General features: G+C 67.2%; 24 protein-coding genes. 13 read left to right on the top strand and 11 right to left on the bottom strand.

The genetic code is table 11. The features are described 5' to 3' along the window. Positions 1-18: 18 nt before the first annotated feature. The 7 genes from PWF70_RS04800 to PWF70_RS04770 are packed head-to-tail and all read right to left on the bottom strand — an operon-like array spanning position 19 to position 8157. On the bottom strand, positions 19-915 hold the full coding sequence (locus PWF70_RS04800) for a sialate O-acetylesterase (protein WP_006358599.1): 897 nt from the start codon (positions 913-915) through the stop codon (positions 19-21). A gap of 5 nt (positions 916-920) precedes the next feature. After that, positions 921-2144: a lipase family protein gene (locus tag PWF70_RS04795; protein ID WP_006358598.1), complete on the bottom strand. Its 1224-nt coding sequence runs from the start codon at positions 2142-2144 to the stop codon at positions 921-923. Then, complete coding sequence (locus tag PWF70_RS04790) at positions 2141-3406, bottom strand: acyltransferase family protein (RefSeq protein ID WP_006358597.1); 1266 nt, start codon at positions 3404-3406, stop codon at positions 2141-2143. Before PWF70_RS04790 ends, PWF70_RS04795 begins: the two co-directional genes overlap by 4 nt. After that, positions 3403-4617, bottom strand: coding sequence for an alpha/beta hydrolase (locus PWF70_RS04785; RefSeq protein WP_035753302.1), 1215 nt, complete (start codon positions 4615-4617; stop codon positions 3403-3405). Before PWF70_RS04785 ends, PWF70_RS04790 begins: the two co-directional genes overlap by 4 nt. Positions 4618-4646: 29 nt before the next feature. Then, positions 4647-5396, bottom strand: coding sequence for a YveK family protein (locus PWF70_RS04780; protein WP_006358595.1), 750 nt, complete (start codon positions 5394-5396; stop codon positions 4647-4649). After that, positions 5393-6673, bottom strand: coding sequence for a lipase family protein (locus PWF70_RS04775; protein ID WP_035753305.1), 1281 nt, complete (start codon positions 6671-6673; stop codon positions 5393-5395). Before PWF70_RS04775 ends, PWF70_RS04780 begins: the two co-directional genes overlap by 4 nt. Next, complete coding sequence (locus tag PWF70_RS04770; protein WP_035753307.1) at positions 6670-8157, bottom strand: tyrosine-protein kinase domain-containing protein; 1488 nt, start codon at positions 8155-8157, stop codon at positions 6670-6672. Before PWF70_RS04770 ends, PWF70_RS04775 begins: the two co-directional genes overlap by 4 nt. A gap of 247 nt (positions 8158-8404) precedes the next feature. On the opposite strand from PWF70_RS04770, the gene PWF70_RS04765 reads away from it, so the two are divergent. Further along, positions 8405-9802, top strand: a complete 1398-nt coding sequence (locus tag PWF70_RS04765) for an O-antigen ligase family protein (protein ID WP_006358592.1) — start codon at positions 8405-8407, stop codon at positions 9800-9802. Then, a complete protein-coding gene (locus PWF70_RS04760) occupies positions 9799-10359 on the top strand; it encodes a YdcF family protein (RefSeq protein ID WP_006358591.1) in 561 nt (186 codons plus the stop codon). Before PWF70_RS04765 ends, PWF70_RS04760 begins: the two co-directional genes overlap by 4 nt. 36 nt (positions 10360-10395) lie before the next feature. On the opposite strand, the gene PWF70_RS04755 is transcribed toward PWF70_RS04760, so the two are convergent. Further along, positions 10396-11460 carry an LLM class F420-dependent oxidoreductase gene (locus PWF70_RS04755; RefSeq protein ID WP_035753434.1) on the bottom strand — a complete coding sequence of 355 codons (1065 nt, stop codon included), beginning with the start codon at positions 11458-11460 and terminating at the stop codon, positions 10396-10398. 194 nt (positions 11461-11654) lie between these two features. Here PWF70_RS04755 and PWF70_RS04750 point away from each other — a divergent pair, with 194 nt between their 5' ends. The 5 genes from PWF70_RS04750 to menE all read left to right on the top strand — a co-directional run bounded on the left by PWF70_RS04750 (position 11655) and on the right by menE (position 15192). Then, the gene (locus PWF70_RS04750; protein ID WP_196813041.1) at positions 11655-12890 is read left to right on the top strand and encodes an inorganic phosphate transporter; all 1236 of its coding nucleotides are present in this window, start codon (positions 11655-11657) and stop codon (positions 12888-12890) included. 48 nt (positions 12891-12938) lie between these two features. Further along, entirely contained in the window at positions 12939-13217 is a 279-nt protein-coding gene (locus tag PWF70_RS04745) for a hypothetical protein (RefSeq protein WP_006358588.1), read from the top strand. 56 nt (positions 13218-13273) lie between these two features. Further along, positions 13274-13582: a DUF3349 domain-containing protein gene (locus tag PWF70_RS04740; RefSeq protein ID WP_006358587.1), complete on the top strand. Its 309-nt coding sequence runs from the start codon at positions 13274-13276 to the stop codon at positions 13580-13582. A 131-nt stretch (positions 13583-13713) separates the two neighbouring features. Then, complete coding sequence (locus PWF70_RS04735) at positions 13714-14031, top strand: DUF3349 domain-containing protein (RefSeq protein ID WP_035753310.1); 318 nt, start codon at positions 13714-13716, stop codon at positions 14029-14031. Between the two features lie 48 nt (positions 14032-14079). Next, positions 14080-15192 carry an o-succinylbenzoate--CoA ligase gene (menE, locus tag PWF70_RS04730; protein ID WP_042375524.1) on the top strand — a complete coding sequence of 371 codons (1113 nt, stop codon included), beginning with the start codon at positions 14080-14082 and terminating at the stop codon, positions 15190-15192. Positions 15193-15239: 47 nt separating this feature from the next. Here menE and PWF70_RS04725 read toward each other — a convergent pair whose 3' ends face one another. Beyond that, entirely contained in the window at positions 15240-16115 is an 876-nt protein-coding gene (locus PWF70_RS04725) for a type IV toxin-antitoxin system AbiEi family antitoxin domain-containing protein (protein WP_035753311.1), read from the bottom strand. A 145-nt stretch (positions 16116-16260) separates the two neighbouring features. Here PWF70_RS04725 and PWF70_RS04720 point away from each other — a divergent pair, with 145 nt between their 5' ends. Further along, a complete protein-coding gene (locus tag PWF70_RS04720) occupies positions 16261-17145 on the top strand; it encodes a 1,4-dihydroxy-2-naphthoate polyprenyltransferase (RefSeq protein WP_035753438.1) in 885 nt (294 codons plus the stop codon). Positions 17146-17205: 60 nt separating this feature from the next. Here PWF70_RS04720 and PWF70_RS04715 read toward each other — a convergent pair whose 3' ends face one another. Both PWF70_RS04715 and PWF70_RS04710 read right to left on the bottom strand, forming a co-directional pair. Further along, on the bottom strand, positions 17206-18069 hold the full coding sequence (locus PWF70_RS04715; RefSeq protein ID WP_035753313.1) for a Clp protease N-terminal domain-containing protein: 864 nt from the start codon (positions 18067-18069) through the stop codon (positions 17206-17208). Next, the gene (locus tag PWF70_RS04710) at positions 18047-18343 is read right to left on the bottom strand and encodes a helix-turn-helix domain-containing protein (protein ID WP_035753315.1); all 297 of its coding nucleotides are present in this window, start codon (positions 18341-18343) and stop codon (positions 18047-18049) included. The genes PWF70_RS04715 and PWF70_RS04710 overlap by 23 nt, the downstream gene beginning before the upstream one ends. Before the next feature lie 128 nt (positions 18344-18471). Here PWF70_RS04710 and PWF70_RS04705 point away from each other — a divergent pair, with 128 nt between their 5' ends. The 5 genes from PWF70_RS04705 to PWF70_RS04685 all read left to right on the top strand — a co-directional run bounded on the left by PWF70_RS04705 (position 18472) and on the right by PWF70_RS04685 (position 23089). Next, the gene (locus PWF70_RS04705) at positions 18472-18810 is read left to right on the top strand and encodes a hypothetical protein (RefSeq protein WP_075862714.1); all 339 of its coding nucleotides are present in this window, start codon (positions 18472-18474) and stop codon (positions 18808-18810) included. After that, complete coding sequence (locus PWF70_RS04700; RefSeq protein ID WP_035753317.1) at positions 18810-21113, top strand: TPR repeat domain-containing protein; 2304 nt, start codon at positions 18810-18812, stop codon at positions 21111-21113. The genes PWF70_RS04705 and PWF70_RS04700 overlap by 1 nt, the downstream gene beginning before the upstream one ends. 17 nt (positions 21114-21130) lie before the next feature. Beyond that, the gene (locus PWF70_RS04695; protein WP_155225034.1) at positions 21131-21832 is read left to right on the top strand and encodes a hypothetical protein; all 702 of its coding nucleotides are present in this window, start codon (positions 21131-21133) and stop codon (positions 21830-21832) included. Between the two features lie 27 nt (positions 21833-21859). Continuing rightward, a complete protein-coding gene (locus PWF70_RS04690) occupies positions 21860-22132 on the top strand; it encodes a hypothetical protein (protein ID WP_035753319.1) in 273 nt (90 codons plus the stop codon). A gap of 261 nt (positions 22133-22393) precedes the next feature. Further along, complete coding sequence (locus tag PWF70_RS04685) at positions 22394-23089, top strand: LysE family transporter (RefSeq protein WP_050918664.1); 696 nt, start codon at positions 22394-22396, stop codon at positions 23087-23089. The last annotated feature ends 9 nt before the right edge of the window (positions 23090-23098 follow it).

Genomic DNA, 23098 nt, shown 5'->3' with positions numbered 1-23098 from the left:
CCGAGACCGAAGTGGCGATCACTCGCTGCGGGAAGGGCCGGCGAGATCCCGATAGGCCTCGAACATCGCGCGTCCGAACTCGCGCTGCCCGGCGGAGTTGTAGTGGATCGTCTCCCCTGGGTTGTGCATGCCGTCCGGTCCCGACACGTGTGCGCACGCCGAGTGCCGGTCGGGTGTGGTGGCGTGCACCGCGGCGATGCCCGGATACTTCGGGTGTCCGGTCGCGATCTCCTCGGGCACCATCTGGCCGAGGATGAACGGTACCTCACCGAAATTGTCTCGGAGACCGGTGATCAGCGCGTCCAGGCGATCCCGGTAGACGTCGGGCGGCGTCAGCGGGACGTCACTCTCGCCCTGGTGCCACAGGATCGCGGCGAGCCGGGAGCCGGTGCTGGCAGCCGCGAGGGCATTGCCGATCTGCCGTACGGCGAGGTCGTACAGATTGACGCGCGCAGTGCGGTTCGCCGGATCCCAGCTGTAGCCGTTCTTCTGATGGAAAGACGTGTCGCCGCGAGCCGACGGGACCAGCAGCACTGCCTCACCGGTGTAGTCGGCCAGCAGGGAACCGAACGTCGTCGCGAATCCGGCCCCGGCACCGGGGATCTCGTGGAGCAGTGGGTCCTCGGCCTGCAGTATCCGCCCGCGCCGCCGGCCGCATCCCGGCCACTGGTGGACCCGCCGATCCGGCTGGCCGGGAAGCGCACCGACCCCGGACATTCCGGCACCATGCGCATTCGACTGCCCGAGAACCGCGACCACCGAGTAGTGATCGGCCGGTTCGACCACGGTCCCCGCGGCGAGTAGACGTTTGACCGCGTCTTTCGCGCGGATGATCCGCTGGGCCCTGGCCGGTGCGTCCCCGTGGATTCGCAGGTCGGACTCCGAGATCGACTGCCCCGTCGTGGGTTCGTGCATGACGTTCACCTCTCCGAGCAGGTCGACGCTGCCGGTTCCCCGGCGAAGCGGGCCGAGATCCATGGCAGCAATGCGGCCGCGTCCACATCTGGGTGCCCGCGGTCCTCTTGGTAGTCGACGGTCACCGAATCACCGACCTCACAGGCCCGTTCGACGAACGCCGCGGTCCATTCCGCGTCGATGAACGTGTCCCGGCCGCCGTAGAGGACGTACATCGGCACCGGTGTCGGGGCCACCGGCACGGCATATCCGGCGAGGATCTCCGACAACCTGTACGCGGACTCCGGCGTGCCGGGTCCGATGTCGCGCGGCGCCAGCGACTCGGCCGCCTGCGCCCGGCCGGCGACTGCCGGTCCCGTACAGGCGGACAACGTGTCCCACGCCGCCACCGCCGCCCCTCGCCGGTAGTCGTCGAGCCGTACCGCCGGGTCGCGACGAGACCACGCCTCGACGATCCACTGCAGCATGAGCTGCTGGTCACCGGTGATCGTGCCGTCCCGGGACTTCTCGACCACACCGGCGATGTCCGCGGCCGGGACCATCGCGGCCGCACCGAGCATCGCCAGACCTCGGCCGTACTCGGGTGCCGCCATCGCGGCGGCCAGAACCGCTCCGCCACCCTGCGATCCGCCGTAGGCGACCCACTTCTCGGAGGCGTAGGGCAACACCGCCCGCAGTGCCCGGACGGAATCGATCACGTTCATACCCGCGGTCCGGGCGTCGAGATACGGGTGCACCCCGGGACTTCCCAGGCCCTGGTAGTCGGGCAGCGCCACCACGAAACCCGCTTTGACGAGCCCATGTGCGAGTTCGCCGAGACCGTACATCCCGGCGGCGACGGAGGGTGCGCACGGTTCGTCGATGCCGGTGGTGCCGTGCGCGAACGCCACTACCGGCCGGGTCTGACCGGCGTCGGGTTCCGGACCGGTGACCACCAGTCCACTGACGACGGTGGGTTCTCCCGAGTTCGCATCCGTGGACCAGTACGTCACCCGGATCGCGCGGACGTCGTCGAGACGTGCCGAGATCGGCAGCGAGTCGGTGTATTCGGCCGACACCACCTTCCCGGGGCCCTCGACGATCGCGAACGGCACCGGTCCGTCCGCGGGGTCCCGGACCACGTTGACGAGACGGATACCCGAGGTCACCACGACCAGCATGACCGTGTGCGTCACCAGCGCGAGCGGTATCGCGACGAGGAGGGGATGTCGGCGGACGAGGCCGATCATCGCCGGCGCATCCTCCTGGCCACCACCATCGCGGGCTGCTCGATGTATCGATAGGTGATGCTCGCGAACACGAGGCTGACCGCGCCGACGAGCAGGACGTTGACGATGAGACCCGTCACCGAATCACCCTGCAGCAGTCCGAGTCTGCCGATCACGATCATCAGCGGGAAATGCCAGAGGTAGATGCTCAGCGAGATCCGTCCGCTGTAGTCGAGCGGCTTCCAGTCCAGGACGGTGGCGAGCCTGCCCTCCTGGCCTGCGGCCAGCGGCAGCACGATGATCAGGATGAACAGCGCAGACGACAGCGCCGTGAAGGTCGACTGATACGACGAGCCGGCCGCGATCAGCACCAGCATGATCAGCAACGACGGTACGAGCGCCACCGCCGATGCGATACGCAGACGCCGGGCGCCCCGCACCGAGATGTGGCCGGTACCGACCGCGACGAACGCCGCGACGGCGAGCATGCCGAACGCGAAGTTGTCGGCGGCTGCGAAGAAACTCCGCAGGATGACGGCGACGGCGTTGGGTCCCCAGTTCTGCTCGGTCACCGCGGTGATGCCCTGGGCCTCGGCGACCCGGCCCGCGACCATCTTGCCGATCGTCCCGACCACGATCAGGATCGCCGGTGGTGTCACCACGAGGATCGCGGCATGCGTTCCGAACCGCCGCCGTAGCCACCACATGGCCATCCCGAACAGCGGCAACGACAGGTAGAAGCCGAATTCCAGTGTCAGCGACCACGATGGGCTGATGCCTGTCTGCAGGTACTGCGGGAAGTAGGTCTGCGTCAGGGTCAGGTTGGTCAGGAGCATGGCCGGGTCGGTGATCATCCCGGTCCCGGTGTCCTTGCCGGTCTCACTCGCGACGAACTCGTTCACGACGAAACAAGCCTGGAGAACGTAGTTGGTGATGAGGAAGATCAGCAGGTACGCGGGGAACACCCGCAGCAGACGATGCGTCGCATAGGAGCGGACGTCCGGCGGGGACTGCCGGCCGCTAACCAGGCCCTTCACGTACGGCAGGTAGAGCAGGAACCCGGACAGCGCGAAGAAGAAGATCAGTGCCTGCCCGAACAGCTGGAGGCCACCACTCGCCATCGTGTCCGGTGAATTCTGCACGGCGACATGGACGATCAGCACCGCCCAGCACGCGATGCCGCGCGGACCGTCGAGTCCTCGGATGCGACCGACGGTCGGCGTCGTCGCGGGTGCGGGGACATCACCGGCGGGGACTCCCCGCCGTTCCAGGTTCTCGGTCATCCGGCTCTCTCGATCTCTGCGCATCGGTTGTAGCTCGGTTCGTCGTCGAATCGGGCGGTCAGCCAACCCACCACCTGGCGGCCGTCGACGCCGCCGTGGTCGGCCGCCGGTTGGAACTGGGTGTGGACGACATCGCCACGGGCACAACTGCGCCGCACCGCCGCCGCGGTCCACTCGGACCGGATCAGCTCGTCCTTGCCGCCGTAGATCACGATGGTCGGCGCCGCTGCCGGCAGGTCGGGAACGGCGCGTTCGCGCAACAGGTCCCGCAGCTCGGTCACGGCCTCGGGCGATGTCGGTCGGAGTTCGTCCGCGCTCAGCGACTCGAGCACCTCGGCTCGCCGTGCCCCACGGGACGCCGAACACTGCGACAGCTCATCCCAGGACGCGACGACCTCAGGGCCGGCGAACCGGCGCAGGTCCAGCTCCGGGTTCTCGGCGTTCAGTGCAAGCAGCAGCCAGTTGTACAGCCCGTACTGGTCGACGGTCATGGTGCCGGAGGCCGCGAGGTCGGCGAGCCCGGCGACGTCGGCGGCCGGCGACAGCGCGGCGACACCCACGAGATCGAGTTCGCTGCCGTACGTCTCGGCCAGCGCGTTGGCAGCCCACGCCGCCTGCCCGCCCTGTGAGCCACCCAGGGCTCCCCACCGGGTCCCGGTCTCCGGCACGAGATATCGGGCCGCCCGGACCGCGTCGATCACGTTGCGTCCGGAGGTGCGCGCATCCAGGTACGGATGGGTCGGACGCTGCTCGTCCGGATCGCCGAGGCCCTGATAGTCCGGGACTGCGACGACGTAGCCCAGCTGTAGCCAGCTCGCGGCGGTGACCGCCAGGTCACCCAGATCGGACTTGAGCGTGACCCCGCATTCGCCGAGTACACCGCTCGTGCCGTGCGGGAGGACGATGACCGGCCGTCCGCCTTCCGGCGCCGGACCCTTGGGCGCGAAGAACGCTCCCCAGGTCTCCGTCTCCGCACCGGTCCGACCGTCGGTCGACACGTACCTGACACGCAGCGCCAGTTGCGAATTCGCCCGTACCCGGCGGTCGAGCAACGGCATCGTCTCGGCTGCCCGCAACGCGCCGGGCCCGGCTCCGTCGGTGTTGACGCGATACTCGACGCCCCCCGCACCGGTCGTCGGGGTGGCTTGTTCGCCGGCGTCCGATGAACAGCCGGCGACGGCGATCGCCGCGGCCAGCAGTACCGACGTCATCCTGATGCGCCCGCTCAATCGTCTCCCCATCACGCTCCCCCTCCGATTGCGCCCTCGAGAGGGGCACCCCGATGTGCGTCATGACGGCGGGATGACGGCCGCGACGTACGCGGGACCCGCGCCTCCCGCGGATCCACGACCCGGTCACGCGCGACCTCGACGCCGATCACGAGCACCAGGCCCACCAGCAGGCCGAGGAGCACAGCGGTCGTGATCGTTCCCCAGAACTCTGGCAGCACAGGTGAATCCGGCACCGAGGCGACGTCGATCACGTCGATCTCGTGCAACGGACCCGCGACCGGGCCGTCGCTCCACTCGAGTTCGGTCACCAGCACCCGCAGGACGTCGACCACCGCACCGGCGAGGTGTGCGGCGGACTCCCCCGTCGGACCCGTGGCCACGACGTCGAGTACGGCGTTGTCGAGGGGCGAGGTGACGGTCAGCCGCGCGCGGAGATCCTCCGGTGTGACGGCGTCGCCGAGGACCCCGGCGGCATCCGCCCGGGCCACCCGTGCCAGCACCTGATCGGACACCGCGAGCTGCACATACGACGCCGACCGCAGCTGACCGGCGAGGTCGCTGGCGCGTTCGGCGCCGACGCTGGCCGGCCCCGGCGCGATGATCAGTGCGCTCGAGTGCGCCTCATAGGTTTTCGGAATCAGCGCGTACGCACCGGCCCCGACGGCGGCGGCTGCGATCACCGACGCCACGAGCACGACGAGGTTGCGGCGCACGATCGCCAGGTAGTCCGCCGGTCGGCGGGTCGACGGTGACCTCATGGGCGGTCCCCGCAGTTCTGCGGCGGCTTCCACCCGGACTCCAGGGACTTCATCCAGGCCACCGATTGCCCGGAGTCGAGCTGGGCATGGGTCTCCCCGATCCGGCGCATGGCCTGGATGGGCGACCCGGCGGTGCAGGACCGGCGGATCGCCCGTTCGGTCCACGGAGCGGCGATGAGTGGGTCCTCGGTGCCGTACATGATGAGCATCGGCGCAGTGGCCCTGCCCACCGGGAGCGATGTGGCGGCGAGGTGGTCGCGGAGTCGTGCCGCCGCCTCCGGGGTGTGCGGTGCGACATCCTCGACACCGATGGAGTTCAGCACCCGCTGGGTCTGCTGGACGTCGATCGGGATGCAGCGGAGTACCTCGGACCAGTTCTTCCGCAGGAACTCCGAGCGGTAGTCGTCGCGGTCGAACTCGTCGGGCAGCACGCGTGCGAGTGAATCGATCAGGTAGGCCATCATCGGGACCTGATCGGCGGTGAGCGTGCCCTTCTCGGCGCGTTCGACCAGGCCGGTCATGTCCGACACCGGCACCAGTGCGACGGTGCCCAGCAGGTCGAGACCACCGCCGTATGTCGGCGCGAGCTCACCCGCCGCCCAGGACGCCATCCCGCCCAGGGAGACGCCGTAGGAGATCCATTTCCTGCCCAGCCCCGGGAACACTCCGCGGGCGGCACGTACCGCGTCGATCATGTTGTAGCCGTACGTGCGAGCGTCGAGGAACGGATGGTCGACGTCCCGCATGCCGAGGCCCTCGTAGTCGCTCATCGCGACGGCGAAACCGTTCAGCACCAGAGCCGCGATGATCTCGTCACTGCCGATGAGGTTGACGTATTCCGAAGGACCGCAGTCGTCGAGGACGCCGGTGGTGCCGTGACCGAAGGCGATCGTCGTCCAACCGCCCGGCGGCGGTTCGCCTTTCGGGGTGACGACGATCCCCGACACGACCGTCGGCGACCGGTCCAGTCCCGACGTCGACCGGTACTCGACTCGTTTGACGATCGCACCCAGTTCGGTGATCACCGGGATCGGGCCGCGTGGCGGGTCGGCGACCGCGAGTACCGCGCCGGGTCCTCCGGTGTCCGCGGCGCCCCGGACAATCGGTTCCGGATAGGGAGTGACCAGATCGGGCGGCGACTGGATGGCGAGCGGGATCGCCGAGTTCAGGGACGGATCATCCGTGAACCCTGCTGCACCACAACCACTCACCACGAGGGCCGTCGTCATCGCGGCGACGACGGCGGCGAACCGCCTCCGGTTCGACGCCCGCGTCAACGACCCCGCCCGTCCGACGGGACCCCCGCCGCGGCAGCCGAGCCGGAGCCGTTACGTGAAGCATGATCGATCGTGGTGCGGATCGTCTGGGTCACACTCTCCGAACCGGGTTCGGCATCGACGGTTTCGGCGCCGGGCTCATCGGTGTCGGTCGCATCCGGCGCCTTCGCCCGCCCAGGCTTGCCGCTGACGAGTACCGTACCGATCACCGCTCCGACGAGTTCGATCGCCGCGACGCTGTCGCGCAGGGCTTTTCGGGTTGCGGACCCGCTGCGCACCACGACGACCATCGCATCGGACAAGGCCGAGTAGACGATCGAATCAGAGGTCGAACCCATGCGGGGACAGGCGATCACGATGTAGTCGAAACGCTCACGCAGGTCGTCGAGCACGGTACCCAGGACCGGACTGCTCACGCGCACAACAGCTTCCGGAGCGACGGGCCCGGCGGGAAGAATGGTCAGCCCACCCTGTTCGACGTAAGGGTCGACGCTGCCGGTGCTGCTGCTGAGCACGGTGGACAGTCCGTGATCCGCGGACAGCTCTGTTCCGGCGGTGATCCCGCCGCCCGACAGGTCGCCGTCGACGAGGAGAACGGTGTTCCCCGTGGCGGCCACGGTCGAGGCGAAGCGTGCCGCGACGTCGCCGGCACCCGCATCCGATCCGACGCCGGTGAACCCGATGACCCGCGGTGCGCGGGCCTGTTCGTCACGCCGGCCGCCGAGGAAGCGGATCAGATTGTGCAGTCCGCGAAGGGCGTCCGCGTCCCGGACGGCGGAATCGTCGATCCCGAGCGTCTCGATCGGGATGGTCTGCGGCGACAGCACCGCGAGCACGGGATGATGCGTCGAGTCGACGGCGGTCACCTCGTCGACAACGGTTCCGCGACGCCGCCAGCCGAGCAGCAGCGCGATCACGACGCCGACGACGAGTCCGGCGCCTACACCGATCGCGGTCCACAACATCCACGGCCGGCCCGCCGTCGACGGGAGCCCGGGCTCGTCGTAGAGCACTGCCGATGCCGCCGATGTCCCGCCGCGCCGTGACGTCTCGAGTTCCTGCACGACCTCGACGGTCTGCTGGGCGACCGCGGCCGCATAGGACTGCGCTCGTTGCGGACTCGGTCCGGACACGGAGACGGTCAGGATCACGGTGTCCTCGACGGGCAGCGCCGTCGTCTTCGACCGCAGGTCAGCGGGGCTGATGGCCCCCTCCAGTGCTTCCGAGGCACGGGTGGCGACCTGCTCACTCGTCGCTATCTGCGCGTACGAGTTGACTCGCCCCTCGGCGAAGAGATTGTTCTGGTAGGACTCACCCACCGATGTGCCGCCCTCGGCGGTGACGAAGAGCCGAGCCGACGACACGTAGTCGACGGATGTGAAGTACATGCCATAGCCGAACCCGGCCAGCCCGCCGACGAGAACACTCGCCACGATGGCCCACCAATAGCGGACCACAATACGGACATACTCATTGAATGGCATGAAACCTACTCCTCCCGACGATGGCGGAGCAGGACCGAGAGCCGAATAACCAGCCGTGGAAATGTCTCTGAAACATTTCCACGGCGAAGTTTTCGAAACCTGTGTCTTTCCCCGACGCGCTAACTCTAGCCACAGTCGGCCACTCGCGCGCTTCGAGCGCTGTGATCTCGAACTCGTTGTGCCACGACTGTTTCCCGACGGAGACCTCACCCCGATACCCGCCGATGGTTCATGTAATGATTCCCGCGTGGGGATTGTGCGTTCACTCGCGATCGTGGCCGTGGTGGCGGCCGGCACCTTCGGCTGCCTTCTCGCCGGCGAGTCCGTCGCGACCGCGGCATTTCTGGGAATCGCCCTGATCGCGGGATCATATATAGGACTGCAGCATCCGACGTGGTTGTTGTGGGCACTCGCGGTGATCGTCGCCCTGCTTCCCGCAGGTTACGTTCCCGGTACGCCCGTACCATTGATCTTCACTCTCACCATGGCGGTCCTGCTCGCCACCGTGATCCACCCGCGCGACGTGACGACCTTCACCCCGCTCGAGTACGCACTCATCGCCTTCGTCGGCGTCGCCGGACTGTCCGTGGTGGCGACCCTGCAGAGCATCGACGACATCGTCGAGTACGTGAAGTGGTCGGGCGCGATCCTCCTCGTCGTCGCGCTGCTGCGGTTGCGCGCCGACCAGTTGCGGACGTTCGGACAGGTCTTCGTGGTCGCATCGGCCGCCTCGGCCGCGGTGGGCCTCGCGATGCAGACGGTCGACAAGTCCGCCCGGACCTTTGATCTTCTGTCCCCCTTCGGTTATGACGCGTCGTCGGCGGGCCGGTTCGTCTTCGACGGGGCGTCGGTGACGGCTCGTCTGTCGGGCACCTACATCGACCCGAACGCCGCGGGGATCGGTTTCCTGGCGGCACTCATGATCAGCCTGCTGGTGTTCGACGGATACCGTCGCTCGATGATCGCGGCGGTCCTGTTCGCAGCGGTCGCGTTGACCCTGAGCCGCGCGGCGATCTTCTCCGTCGTGCTGGCCCTGCTGCTGATGCTCGCCTTCCACACCATGTCGGCACGGGGCCGGGCTGCGCTCGTCGGCACGCTGGTCGGCGGAATGGCTCTGCTGTCGGCGATCCCGGCGTCCCGGCGACGGATCTTCTCCTCCTTCGGTGACGGCGACACCGGCTCCGCCGCACGCACCGACGCCCTGCGCGAGTTCCCGGAGAAGATGAGCGGACACTGGTTGTTCGGACACGGTTGGGGCATCGCCGAATTCAAGGATCCCGAGAAGGCGTTCACCATCAACTACGTCGCCAACGCACCGCTGCTCTCGGTGTACCGCGGCGGGCTGATCGTGGGAATCGTCTTCACCGCGATCATGATCTACGCCTGTTACCTCGCCTATCGCTGCCTGCGTTCGTCCCGTCCGGAGGTCGCCCTGTACGGCGGGTGCTTCATCGCCTTCTTCGTGCTCGGGATGCAACTCGACTTCAGCACGGTGTCCATCCCCGTCTCGGTGACCGATCTGTCGCTGATGCTGGTGTTCCTCGTTGTGGCCCTGCGGAATTCGGGAACCCGCGAGCCACTGCGACAGCCCGGGTCCGCCGCCGGTCGGGCCGTCGTCGACGACAGGTTGCGATCACTGCGGTGAAACGTCTGATCCGGGTGCTGCTCTGCACAGTCCTCGTCGCCGTGGCCGTCGGCGGCGTGCTCGGCTACCAGCTGTTCACGCGTGTCCACGACGACCCGCTTCGCAAGGCCGACGCCATCGTCGTCCTGGGCGGCGAACACGACGGCCGCGAGGACTACGGAATCCAGTTGGCGCGCAGGGGTTACGCCGACCACGTACTGATCTCCGACCCCTATCGGCCCTACACCGAACAGGATTCGATGATGCCGCGGGTGTGTTCGGCGAGCACCCCGGAGATCACGGTCACCTGTTTCGAACCGAAACCCTCCACGACGCGCGGCGAGGCGATGTTCGTCCAGGAGATGGCGCGACGCCACGACTGGCAGGACGTCATAGTCGTCAGCTGGAGTTACCACCTGGTGCGGGCGCGGTTCATCTTCGGTCAGTGTTTCGGCGGCGACGTCGTCATGCACGCGCTCCCGCGCGACTACAGCCCCAACCCGGTGCTCTGGGGTGCGGTGTACACATACCAGTACGGCGGCCTCGCGAAGGCCGCCGTACTGGGGTGTTCTGACTGAGAGGTTCCGCGACCGCCGAGGACCGGCCGGGCGGGGTCAGCCGCCGAAGACGTCGCGCAACGCCTCGACCTCGGCGACCCGTTCCTTGTGCCTGGGCGCGGTCGGCGAGGCCAGGATGCAGGTGACCCCGGCCGCACGGAACGCGGCGACGCGCTCGGCGACCTGAGACTTGGAACCGATGAGCGACATGGCGTTCACCAGCTCCTCGGGGACGGCCGCGGCGGCCTCGACCTTCTTGCCGTCGAGGTAGAGGTCCTGGATGAGCTTCGCCTCGTCGACGTAGCCGTACCGGATGGCGAGCTGGTTGTAGAAGTTCTTGCCGCGGGCACCCATGCCGCCGATGTAGAGCGCGGCGTGGTGGCGGACGAGTTCCTTGGCGTTGTTGATCTGCTCCGGGTCATCGGAGACCCGCGCGGTGGCCTGCACGACGATGCCGAGCTCGCCCAGCGACGGGTCGCGCTTGGCCCTGCCTGCGGCCAGGGACTCGCCGAATGCGGCGTCGATCTGCTCCGGGTGGAACAGGATCGGCTGGAGCTCGTCGAACATCTCCGCGGCCAGCTCGATGTTTTTCGGCCCGATGGCGGCCAACAGCAGCGGGATGTTCTCACGGACCGGATGGTTGATGATCTTGAGCGACTTACCGAGTCCCGAACCGCCGTGCTCCTCGTCGAGCGGCAGGGTGTAGTGCTTGCCCTGGTAGTTCAGCTTCTCGCGGCGCCACACCATGCGACAGATCTCCGCGTGCTCGCGCGCGCGGCCCAGCGGGTAGTCGTACTTCACGCCGTGGAAGCCCTCGATGACCTGCGGTCCCGACGCCCCGATGCCGAGCACCGCGCGGCCGCCACTGATGTAGTCGAGGCCGGCCGCGGTCATCGCGAGATTGGTCGGGGTGCGCGAGTACATGGGCAGGATCGCCGTCTGCAGTTCCATCTTCTCGGTCTTCGCGGCGATGAAGCCGAGCTGGGAGACCGCGTCGAAGCTGTAGGCCTCCGGCACCGCGATCCGCTCCACACCCGCAGCCTCGAAGTCGGCGAGATTGTTGATGGTCTCGCGGAAGTCGCCCGCGTAGTTGATCGGCATGCCCAGCTTCATCGATGTCATGGCGTCGGATTCTTCCACAGCGACCGCCGGTTCCACCATGCCCGGCCGAGCGTTCGTTCGCCCCGGAGAGCGACGGACGACACACCGGTGCTGAACTGCGACAACAAGCGCGACACGCCGAGGAGACAACGAATCCCCACGAAACCGTGCCGAGACGTTTAGGAATTTCGATGCCCAGCCCTCATGATGAAAATATGAGCGGCGAAATGCTGATCCTGGTGCTGTTGGTGATCACGGCCCTCGGCTTCGATTTCACCAACGGCTTCCACGACACCGGCAACGCCATGGCCACCTCGATCGCCACCGGCGCCCTGAAACCGAAAGTCGCCGTCGGACTCTCCGCCATCCTCAACCTCGTCGGCGCCTTCCTCTCGGTCGAGGTCGCCGCCACCATCACCAAAGAAGTCCTCAACATCCAGCAGACCTCCGGCCCCGACGCCGGCGAGATCGTCGCCGGCATCACCCCGACGACCGCGCTGCTGATCATCTTCGCCGGACTCATCGGCGGCATCCTCTGGAACCTCTTCACCTGGCTCTTCGGCCTGCCGTCGAGTTCCTCGCACGCCCTGTTCGGCGGCCTCATCGGTTCCGGGATCGCCGCCATCGGGCTCTCCGGCGTGAACTGGCACGGGGTGTTCGGCAAGATCATCGTGCCCGCGTTGCTCGCCCCGGTGATCGCCTGCCTCGTCGCCGCTTGCGGAACCTGGCTCGTCTTCACGATCACCCGTCACCTCGCCGAGAGCCGCAAGGAACAGGGTTTCCGATACGGCCAGATCGCCAGCGCCTCACTGGTCTCGCTCGCCCACGGCACCGGTGACGCGCAGAAGACCATGGGCGTCATCGCGATGGCCCTGATCGTCACCGGCCATCTCGACGCCTCGAGCGTCAGCCACGGACTCCCCCTGTGGGTCGTCGCGAGCTGTGCCGTCGCCATCGCGATCGGCACCTACCTCGGCGGCTGGCGCATCATCCGCACCCTCGGAAAAGGCCTGGTGGAGATCAGTTCCCCGCAGGGCATGGCCGCCGAGGCCTCATCCGCGGCGATCATCCTGACCTCCAGCGCAGCCGGGATGGCGCTGTCCACCACGCAGGTCGCCACCGGTTCGATCCTCGGCTCCGGCGTCGGCAAACGCGGCGCACAGGTCCGCTGGGCTGTCGCCGGCCGGATGGCCGTGGCGTGGCTCACCACCCTGCCCGCGGCCGGACTCGTCGGCGCGGCATCGTTCTACATCGCCCACCTGCTCGGCGACGTCGCGGGCGCAGCGGCGATCTTCGGCCTCCTCATCGCGGCGTCGGCCTACATGTACCGGCGCGCGCAGCAGAACAAGGTCGACGCGGGCAACGTCAACGACGACTGGGACGAGACCACCGGCTCGGTGCTGCCGACCGATCCCGGGGCCACCCCGGACACCACCGCCCGGTCCGCCTGATCGTCACGGGCCGACCACAACACGAGCACACGAGAGGACCCTGCTGAGATGGACATCGTCGAGGCGATCGCCAAGGTGCTGGTCGTCGGCCTGATCTTCGGCGCCGGCCTCCCGGCACTGTTCGCGGTCGGCCTCCGGGTCCACGAGCAGGGTTCCGACGAGGTCATCGACGGTTCGGTCATCAAGGGCAACCCGGCGATGCGCGTATTGAGCTACGCGATCTTCGCCGTCGTCGCACTCGTCATCCTCACCGCGCTGCTGTGGATCACCCGGCAGACCCTCTACTTCCACACCGGCATCAAGCTGTTCCCGTTTGGTTACAAGTGACCCCACCCGGGTAAACAGCTGTTCCAGATGTGCAAGAGCCGGAGACGCGATCAATCATGAGCAGTGAAACCCCGCTCTTCGAATCGGTGATCAACTGGATTCGCAAGGGCTATCCCCAAGGTGTCTCGCGCACCGACTTCCCGCCCCTGATGGCGCTCCTCACGCGTGTGCTGACCGATGAGCAGGTCACTGCCGTCGCACTGCAACTGGTCAAGGAGTACGGCCCCCGGGAACCGGTGACCGAGAACCAGATCAGCGACGCCATCAAGCGGGTCACCAGCGAACCCCCGACGCCCGAAGAGGTCAACCAGGTCGCCGGACGTCTCGCCGCCGTCGGCTGGCCGCTGGTGTCCAGCCGAGCCTGACATCGCGCTCCGCAGACACCGAGGACCGACCGCGTGGCGCCGAAACCTACAATCACGCTGAGTGGGTACGCATCCGCGTCACCGCAACGCGCCCGACGCACCTGCGTCCCGTCGAAGAAAGGGGGTGAGGAGTGGACCGCCCACAGTTGCTCTACCGCATCATCGAATGGCTTCGCACCGGATATCCCGACGGCGTACCCCAGGGCGACTACATTCCACTCGTCGCCCTCCTGCGCCGTCAGCTCAGTGAAGACGAGGTGCAGGAGGTGTCGTCGCGGCTGATTCGTCAGTCGCCGCCACCTCCCGAGCCGATCTCCCAGATCGACGCGGCTGTCGCGATCACCAAGGTCACCCGCGAGCTACCGCACGAGGACGACATCGCCCGCGTGCGCCGTCACCTGGAATCGTCGGGCTGGCCGTTCGACGGACCCGACGCGAATCGGGGCTGAGTCCTGAGAACTCTTCGCGCTCTTGCCCTTCCCTCTCGGCCGGAGGTCGTGGACCGACGCGACGAGCTGCTGGCGGTGCTCGACGGTTCGGTCGCGATCGTCCCCACCCCCGACGACGCCCGCGAGACAGCGCTTCTGACCGAGGCGCTGGCGGTGGGTGAGCCGATCGCCGACGAGGTCTCGCTCGTGGTCTCCACGTCCGGGTCGACCGGCATCCCCAAAGGGGCTCAGCACACCCCGGCGACGCTGGCCGCGTCGGCGCGGGCGACCGCGAACCGCCTCGGCGGCCCGGGCAACTGGCTCCTGGCCCTCGCCCCGCATCACATCGCCGGACTGCAGGTCCTGCTGCGGGCCTTCGCCTCCGGACACACACCCGCCGTCCTCGACCTGGCTGTGGGCTTCGACGCCGACGCGTTCGCCGATGCGCTCGACCGGCTGGACGGGCCCCGTCGCTACACCTCACTCGTGCCGACGCAGCTGATCAAGGTCCTCGACTCACCACGGGCTACCGCCGCGCTGCGCTCCGCCGACGGCCTGCTCGTCGGCGGTGCGGCGACCCCCGCTCCCCTGTTGCGCCGGGCCGGCGACGAGGGACTCCCCATCGTCCGCACCTACGGGATGAGTGAGACCGCAGGCGGTTGTGTCTACGACGGCATCCCGCTCGACGGCGTCTCCATCCGCATCGACGAGCCGTCGCCCGACGGTGTCGGTCGCGTCATCCTCGGCGGCCCCATGGTCGCCCACGGCTACCGGAATCTGCCGGATCATCCCGCCTTCGCCGAGTCCGGTTGGTTCCGCACCGACGACCTCGGTCGCCTCGACGCCGGTGTCCTGTCGATCGTCGGGCGCGCCGACGAGGCGATCTCCACCGGCGGACTCACCGTCGTGCCGCAGGTGGTCGAGGCCGTGATCGCCGAGGACCCGTCGGTCGCCGAATGCGTCGTCGTCGGGCTCCCCGACGACCGTCTCGGCGAAAAGGTCGTCGCGGTGGTCGTCGCACGGCGCGGAGAGCTCCTCGACGCCAACCGGATTCGTGGTTCGGTCGCCGAACGACTCGGCCGGTTTGCGGCGCCGCGCGAGGTCATCGAGGTCGACGAGCTGCCGCTGCGCGGCCCGGGTAAACCCGACCGGCGCGAGTTGCGGCGTCGCTTCTCTTCGTAGGTGTCGCGGATCGTGTCGGGCCGCAACACCTTTCGCGACAACTGCGGTCAAGCCGCGACGCTGATCGCCTGACGGATGGTCGACGCGACGTAGCCGGCCCGTTCCGTCAGGTCACTCCAGGTGAAGTTCAGAACAGTCCAGCCGGCCGCGATCAGCGCGTTCCGTCGGGTGCGGTCGTTCTGAAACGTCCCGGCGTCCCGGTGGAACGCGAAGCCGTCGAGCTCCACCGCCACCATCTGCTCGAGGAACGCGAGATCGATCTCGTACCCGCAACTGGGATGGTTGGCGACCCAGCCGACGATCCCCGCGTCGTCGAGGATCGTCACCGCGAGCCGCTCCGCGGCCGATCGTGCGCCGGACTCCAGCAATTCGACCATCGGTCCCATCTCGGCGGCTCCGACACAGCGGTACCGACGTCGGTAGGCCTCCTCCAGTCGATCGACGGTGATCCGACGCTGTTGCAGCGCCGAGTCGATCACCCCGGCCCCCTGTTCGACCGCCCCTTCGAGCGCCGACAGCGCAATTCCGGTGACCCGCAGGTCTCCTCGGACGAGGATATCCGCGTCGTCGAGGGACCGGTTGATGATGCGCACCCCCTTGACCGGTGGACCGTGCCGTCCGCGGGGAGCGGTGACGGTGATCGTCGCGGGCGGGTCGTCGACGATGCCATGCCACCATGCCGCCGCCAGTCCCGACAGGATCGCCGAGGGACCGACGGACAGCGTCGCGATCCGGGTGGTGGTGCGGTCGGTCACAGGGTGGTCGGCGAGTCGGTACAGCCGGGGTCGGACACGGACCCATTCGCCGGCGGCCACCCGACGGTGCACCGCCGAGCGATCCAGTCCGTGATCGCGTGCCTCGCCGGCGGTGATGACACCGTCGTGTTCGAGGGCAACGGCCCGCAGTTTCGGTGGAGTACGCACTCTCATCAGACGTATCCGCAGGTCGGTGCGGTTCCGGCCGTGGACGGCCGAAGACAGATGTCGCGTGTCGTGTCGCGCGTCGCAACGATGCGCGACATCTGATGGGGTGGTCGGCGGCGATCCGGCGGCGTGGCAGGATCGATCCGTGGCAACCGCATCGCAGTGGATTCAGGGCGCACGCCCGCGGACTCTCCCCAATGCCGTGGCGCCCGTCGTGGCCGGCGTCGGAGCGGCGCTCCACGGCACCTCGGGATGGGGAGGGATCTCGTGGTGGAAGGCCGGGCTCGCGCTGGCCGTGGCGATGGCGTTCATCATCGGCGTGAACTTCGCGAACGACTACTCCGACGGAGTGCGCGGCACCGACGACGACCGTGTCGGTCCGTTGCGCCTCGTCGGCTCAGGTCTGGCGTCCCCGGGTTCGGTGAAGGCCGCGGCGTTCATCTGCTTCGGCATCGGGGCGGTGTGCGGTCTCGTGCTGGCGATCGCAACGGCCTGGTGGCTGGTCGTGGTGGGTGCGGTGTGCATCGCGGGTGCCTGGTTCTACACGGGCGGTAAGCGGCCGTACGGCTATGCGGGCTGGGGCGAGGTCGCGGTGTTCGTGTTCTTCGGTCTGGTCGCGGTGCTCGGAACCCAGTTCGTGACGTCGGACCGCGTCGACCTGGTCGGCCTCGCCTGCGCGGTGGGTGTCGGCGCGGTCTCCTGCAGCGTGCTGGTCGTCAACAACCTGCGCGACATCCCCTCCGACACCGAGAGCGGCAAGATCACCCTCGCCGTCCGGTTGGGCGACCCCCGCACCCGAATCCTCTTCGCCGTCCTGCTGATGGCCCCGCTCGTGATGAGCGTGGCGCTGGCCTTCGCGACCCCGTGGGCGCTCGTCGGGCTGTTGACGTTCCCACTGCTGTGGCAGGCGTACACGCCGGTCCGCACCGGGGCGCAGGGTCCGGCGCTGATCCCGTCGATCGGGACGACCGGCAAGGCGATGCTGGCGTGGGCGGTCGTCACCGCGGTGGCGTTGGCACTGACCTCATAGTCTGCCGGCGAAGAAGCCCGCTCCGGATCTGCTCCGGGGCGGGCTTCTTCGTATCGGGAATCAGACCTCCGCGTCGACCTCGGGCAGGCTCGCCCACACGGCGGCCTTGAGTTCATCTGCGGTGGTGGCCGATTCGATCAGCGTCCGCGAAGCCTCGTCGGCGGCGTCGATGATGCCGAGCAGCAGGTACTCGCCGCGGAGCTGGCGGTCGCCGCGTTCGCGGGCGATCTCGACCGCCCGGGCGAACACCGCACGGGTGGCCGACGCGAACCGAGGGCGGTTACCCCGCCCGCGCGGACCACGACGGCCACGACCCGGTTCCCAGGGTCCCTCGCCGCCGGGGCCGAAGGGTCCACCGGGACCGAACGGTCCGGGTCCGAAGCCGCCGGCACCCTCGGGGCCGAAGCGCGGGTCGAAACCTTCTGGCCCGCAATCGGGGCGGGGTCCGCGAGCGCGGTGCGGTCCGTGACCGTGCCCGTGCCGGCGTCCGTGTCCTCGGCCGCGTCCACGACCCCCGTCGGGGCCTCCTCGTCGGCCCGGCCCCCGTCCGGGGCGTTCGCCCCAGCCGTCGGACAGGTCCTCACCGAATCGTCCGCGAACGGCTTCGCGGACCTTGTCGAGGTCGATCCCGATGCTGCGCAGCGCTTCCCGGTCCTCCTCGTAGCGCCGGCGCGCCGACTCGTCGTCGGTGTCCGTCACCTCGGCCTGGTCGGCGTGCTCGTCGTGGTACTTGCGCACCACTTCCCGCGCCGATGCCAGGGTCAGCCCCTGATCGGCGAGGATCGAGAACAGCGGACTCCGGGCGTTGCAGAGCATGCCCAGGATGAGGTGGTCGTTGCCGAGTTGCCGATGGCCGAGGTCGGCGGCCTCCTGCGTGGCGAAAGCCAGCAGCATCTTGTCATCACGAGTGATTCGTTCGAACATCTTTGACTCCTTCGGGTCCGCCCTCGCGGACCTCACGTTGTGAGTGCTTCTGATGCACGGCCTGCCGGCTGATCTGCAGCACTTCGGCGATCGCCTGCCAGCTCCAGCCATTGGCCCGAGCGTTGGCGACCTGAACTTCTTCGAGCCGGTCAGCCAGTGTGCGTAGCGCCCGAACCGCAGCCAGGCCCTTCGCGGGGTCGCTGCTCGCGGCATCACCTGCGAGGTCAGCGCCCTGGGCGTCGTCCGGCGTTTCGGTCTTCTGGTCGGCGTGCATGGTGTCAGGTTATGTTGACATCTTGATGTTGTCAAGAATTATTGACGACCCCAACTGCCTGTGGATGGCTGCACATCGACCAGTCCACGAGTCGGCTAGCATGCAACAAACTGCGGGGGGAGTTTGCGATGACAACGAGGGTTGATCCAGACGAGTTGCGGAAAGCAGCGACCAAGTTTGCGCCGGCGGTCGCCTTTGGGCCGGTGTGGCCACCTTCGACGTCAACCGCCGGGCTCGCGGTCACCTTCGCGGCTGCGGGCGTAGACCAACTCGACACCGGGACAGCGCTTTCCGAGACAAAGACGTCCCTGCTGTCTGCGTTGGCCACACTCGGCGGTCGCAAGGCTGCTTGGGAGTCGATCCTCAACGAGTCTGCTGACGCCTACGAGGGATCCGATGTCACCGCGGCCAATCGACTTGCCGGCCTAGTCGACTTGAACCGGCCGCTTCCGGGTCAGCCCGGCTGATGGTCTACCCCACCCGGTCGATCGTCGCCGAGCTCAACTTCGACAAGATGACGACGCTCGCTGAGGAACTGAACGACTACGCCGAACGCACTGCATCCGACGCCCAGACCACACGGGACACCATCACCAGGCTGGACTGGTCCGGCGGCGCGAAGAACGCCGCGGAAAGTCGCGCCCACAGGGAACACGCCCAACTGATGCGGGTCTCGGCAACCTTCACCTCCCTCGCCAATGCCATCACCACCGGGCACACAAATTTGTCGTCCTTGGCAGGCGACTTGAAGCTGACCGCAACGGCCTACGAGGCAAACGATTACTCAGTGGCGGACAACTGGAAGGTCACCGACTCATACAACTATGCGCTTGCCGAATCCGCAGCCGCCGGAGACGACGAGCAACTCACCGCACTCGAAACGTTGAAGGCCACCCGTGCGCGGATCGCCGAGAACGCGACACTCTGGATGGAGGGGGTTGCAAGAGATTTCGACACGGCCGATACCGACATCGCGGCAGCGATCCGGGGCGCAAACGGCGTGCTCGACCAATTAACGCCTCCCGCAGCAGGTTTGAGTGCCGGTGGCGCAGCGAAGATCCTGGACAACTGGGAAGACGGCCGTGGCCTGACCCAAGAGCAGATGTACGCGCTCGCCGCCGCCGGGAACCTGACACCGGAGCAACTACAGGCGCTGCATGCGGGTCAACCTGTCAACATCCCGCAGGGACAATACGACTTCCTTCGAACTCTTTTCCGCGGGATGGACGGCATGTCCGTCGAGGAGATCACCGGACTGCCTGGCACCGGGGAGCAGAGTGCCGCAGTTCGAAACCTGCTCGCCAACGGAATGCAGATCATGAGCAATCCGTCTGTGTCCACCGACGCCGGGGACGCCGGCGGGATGGCGGTCCTGCCGACCAACGTGCGGACGCTACTCACCGAGAAGCCCGCGCAGACAGCCCCCTCCGCCCACGGTTCCGCGGTCAGGCGTCTTGGCGAGTTCGACGCGCTGGCAGACCTTCTCCTGGCGGGCGACGATTCGCTTCGAATGGGTACCGACATCGACCGGGCCTTCCTGAAGCAGGCGGCAGAGATCACCGCATCACTCGAGGGCGACCCGACTCGCAGGGCTTTCGGGGACGTGATCATGACCCCCGAAGAGACCTCCCGATTCCTTGACAAGATGATCGGAGTCGCGAGTCCGGACAAGGCCGCAATCCATGACTTCGTCACTGGATCAAATATGGACGTAACGTGTTCAGACGGAGGCAAATTCAACGCCGACAGTCATCTGGACGCGCTGTTCGGCCACAAGTGGGATGAAAACGCTACCAACGTCAACAATCTCTTCAAGTGGGTCGGTTCCGACGCCGGCAATCCACAGAATTCCTACTACGCCGGCACGGCCGCCGACACCGCCACCGCACTCGGGAAGTACCTCGGCGCCGAGTCGAACATGTCGATCGGCGGAAACCTCGGCGTCAACAGCCCGCACCTCGCACAGACGCTGGCGGGCGCGCTTGCCCCCTACCTCGGCGACTACGCGCACTCATTCACCGGGTCCACCGGTATTCCCACGTACGGTGCCGGAGAACTGACCGCAGGAGAGCTCAAGAACGTCTTCCGAGCCTTGGACTCGGACCCGGCGGCCGCTGCGATCATCAACCAGGCCGGTGCGCAGTGGCAGCTCGCGATGGCGTACCAGGCAGGAGCACATGACCTTCCCCAGCTCGGCGTGGCTGCCGGACTCCTGGCGGATGCGATGCGAGATGGCATGGACGAGGAAATCGCGCACCTGTCCGAGACCGCATACAAGGACCGCGTCGGCGACTATCAGGACAAGCTGAATGCGGCAACAATGCTGAGGTATGTCGCCTCGGTGAGCACCTACGGAGCCGCGCTCAATGCTCTGGTCCCGCCTGAAGTCGAACAGAGACTGTTCGGTGGACCGCCTGACCTCGATTCAATGACCGCAGAGGAGAGGGCGCGCTACGCCTCGGTGAACGTTCCTGCGTTGACTGATCCACAGGCCATTCGGTTCGCATACTTCGTTGGTGCGGCATCCACCGACCCCTCCCTTCAAGACCAGTTCCCTGGGGGCTTCGACGAAAAAGGCCGGCCAAACTACGAACAGCTGATCGAGTGGGACAAGGCCAATGGAGGCAAGTGGACGAAGTGGATGAGTGAGCAGATGTCACAGGGCTTCGACAGCAACTTCGATCTCGGTGTCGGCGCACCCGACCAACCCGGACCACCACCGCAGGCAGGCACGCTTCCACTCGTCCCGGGCGGAAAACCGGTCGGCTGACGGAGGAACAAAAAACTATGCGCTCCTTCTATTCAGTTATTCTCGCGCTCTTGCTGCTGCCGATGGTCAGTTGTTCTGGCGACGCACAGACCAACGACCTCCCTTTAACCGGCCCCCCGCCGGCTCAAGGTGCAGACCCGTCACAGTTCCCTTTCCGATGGATCCCGACCCGTGCGCTCGACCTCAAATCACCGGACGGAACCTTCGTACGTGCGATAGCCGAGACCGACGTTCTTTTCAGTTATCTGGGCAGCTCCGCGATGCAAGCACTGGTTCCCCCTGGATACGTCGAAGCAGCCCAGGAGCTTTGGACTCTGAGAGTGAACAACATACCCACCTTGAACATCGAGCCACGAACGACGTACCTGTTCGCAGTCGATTTCCCCGACACCGTGCGGCGAGCAGACGAACCGAGAGATCAACGTCACGCCTCGCCCACCCCGACCGATCAGCTCGGCAGAGCGGCCGTCTGCACCTTCAGCACGGGGCCAAACCCCAAACCCATTCTTCGCGCGCTCTTCACCTACCGGCGCACCGGCATCGCCCCTTCGGTTGACCAAAAGGGGGCGCTGAACCAGCCCACTGTGAACGTGTTCGGCGATTGGACGGCTCTCGAGGACTACGACACGCTTGACGATCGGCCCTGCGAGAGAACGCTTGCGTCGCCCGACGGTCAACATCAAAGCCCCAGCCCTGGATGGGCTGGCGCGAGCCACTGACCGCTAGCAGAATCAGGTATTCAAACCATGTCAAGTGAACTCGAAGGACTGAAGCCCCACATCATCGCCGCGCTCAAGTCACCGCCGGGCACAACCCTCAAGGACCTCGCCGCGCGCTTCCCCGAACTCGACCGCGAGAAGCGACTCGAGGAGGAGTTCAGACGTCGCTACGACGACGCGATCTTCGACTGGCAGCACCACAACGGATGGAAACAAGCTCCGTATGACGTGGCGCAGGAGATCGCCGAGCAGGTTCGACACGAGATCGAGTACGAGGTCCGAACAGGGAGACTCACCTGAGACAGACTCCGCCAGAAGTTGGGGCAGTTTGATCCGCCTACCGGATCAAACTGCCCCAAGAAGGAAGGGCTCGACGACCACGCCGAGCAGATGAGGTGGCAGCAGCCGGTCGCAACATCCTTGCCGCGATACCGAACGTCGGCGCACCGCTGAATGCCATGATGATCTGAGGACGCCACGGCTCTGACCACGAGACTCACGGCGCGTTCGAAGCGTCGCACTGCTACCGTCACGGCTCATGACGACTCCTACCGCCGCTGGATGGTCCGCCGACGAGCACCCGCCCTGCGCGCAGCAGCAGAACCTCTGCAGGGAGGATTCGGCAGCACACTCGTGATCACCGCACTGTTCGGTGGGATCGTTGCCGGCCTCGCGGTCGCGGTTCCGGTCGGTGCCGTCGGTGCACTCATAGTGATGACCGGCGCACACCGCGGGTGGCGGGTCGCAGCCGGCGGCGGCCTGGGAGCCGCGACTGTCGACGCCCTCTACGCGATCTTGGCGGTGATCGGCGGGAGTGCAGTCACCGCCGCCGTCGGAAGTGTGGCGACACCCCTGCGTTGGGTGGCCGGCCTCGTACTTCTGGTCCTCGGCGCGATGATGCTTCGATCGGGCTGGCGAAGCCGAAGCGGGACAACGGATGCCGGGCCCTCACGCCTCTTCGGCACCGCCGGCCGCGCCTATGTCAGCGTGTTCGGCGTGACGGCGATCAACCCCGCGACGGTCATCTACTTCGCCGCTCTCGTGGCCGGCGGTGCGGTCGTCGAACCCACGGCGGCCTCTGGCACCGCATTCGTTCTCGGCGTACTGATCGGCTCGGCGGCGTGGCAACTGGTTCTCGCCGCGGGCGGTTCGTTCCTCGGCGCAGCGCTCGTCGGCGACCGTGGTCGACGATGGACGGCGGTCATCGGAGGTGGGCTGACGATGCTCCTCGCCGCCCGAATCCTGATCGGGTCGTGAGTTTTCTGG

Origin of the sequence: Gordonia sp. Swx-4, from assembly GCF_030316175.1 — a bacterium.
Lineage (GTDB): Bacteria > Actinomycetota > Actinomycetes > Mycobacteriales > Mycobacteriaceae > Gordonia > Gordonia alkanivorans.
Note: the sequence above shows the minus strand (reverse complement) of the source record. Positions and strands in the feature narration are given on the sequence as shown.

Coding starts and splice junctions, on each gene's coding strand:
- PWF70_RS04790 (WP_006358597.1), bottom strand. CDS start 3,406: ATGACCGAGAACCTGGAACGGCGGGGAGTCCCCGCCGGTGATGTCCCC.
- PWF70_RS04795 (WP_006358598.1), bottom strand. CDS start 2,144: ATGATCGGCCTCGTCCGCCGACATCCCCTCCTCGTCGCGATACCGCTC.
- PWF70_RS04745 (WP_006358588.1), top strand. CDS start 12,939: ATGGACATCGTCGAGGCGATCGCCAAGGTGCTGGTCGTCGGCCTGATC.
- PWF70_RS04755 (WP_035753434.1), bottom strand. CDS start 11,460: ATGACATCGATGAAGCTGGGCATGCCGATCAACTACGCGGGCGACTTC.
- PWF70_RS04705 (WP_075862714.1), top strand. CDS start 18,472: ATGACAACGAGGGTTGATCCAGACGAGTTGCGGAAAGCAGCGACCAAG.
- PWF70_RS04700 (WP_035753317.1), top strand. CDS start 18,810: ATGGTCTACCCCACCCGGTCGATCGTCGCCGAGCTCAACTTCGACAAG.
- PWF70_RS04715 (WP_035753313.1), bottom strand. CDS start 18,069: ATGTTCGAACGAATCACTCGTGATGACAAGATGCTGCTGGCTTTCGCC.
- PWF70_RS04695 (WP_155225034.1), top strand. CDS start 21,131: ATGCGCTCCTTCTATTCAGTTATTCTCGCGCTCTTGCTGCTGCCGATG.
- PWF70_RS04710 (WP_035753315.1), bottom strand. CDS start 18,343: ATGCACGCCGACCAGAAGACCGAAACGCCGGACGACGCCCAGGGCGCT.
- PWF70_RS04770 (WP_035753307.1), bottom strand. CDS start 8,157: ATGCCATTCAATGAGTATGTCCGTATTGTGGTCCGCTATTGGTGGGCC.
- PWF70_RS04685 (WP_050918664.1), top strand. CDS start 22,394: ATGGTCCGCCGACGAGCACCCGCCCTGCGCGCAGCAGCAGAACCTCTG.
- PWF70_RS04780 (WP_006358595.1), bottom strand. CDS start 5,396: ATGAGGTCACCGTCGACCCGCCGACCGGCGGACTACCTGGCGATCGTG.
- PWF70_RS04785 (WP_035753302.1), bottom strand. CDS start 4,617: ATGACGTCGGTACTGCTGGCCGCGGCGATCGCCGTCGCCGGCTGTTCA.
- PWF70_RS04800 (WP_006358599.1), bottom strand. CDS start 915: ATGCACGAACCCACGACGGGGCAGTCGATCTCGGAGTCCGACCTGCGA.
- PWF70_RS04750 (WP_196813041.1), top strand. CDS start 11,655: ATGAGCGGCGAAATGCTGATCCTGGTGCTGTTGGTGATCACGGCCCTC.
- PWF70_RS04690 (WP_035753319.1), top strand. CDS start 21,860: ATGTCAAGTGAACTCGAAGGACTGAAGCCCCACATCATCGCCGCGCTC.
- PWF70_RS04740 (WP_006358587.1), top strand. CDS start 13,274: ATGAGCAGTGAAACCCCGCTCTTCGAATCGGTGATCAACTGGATTCGC.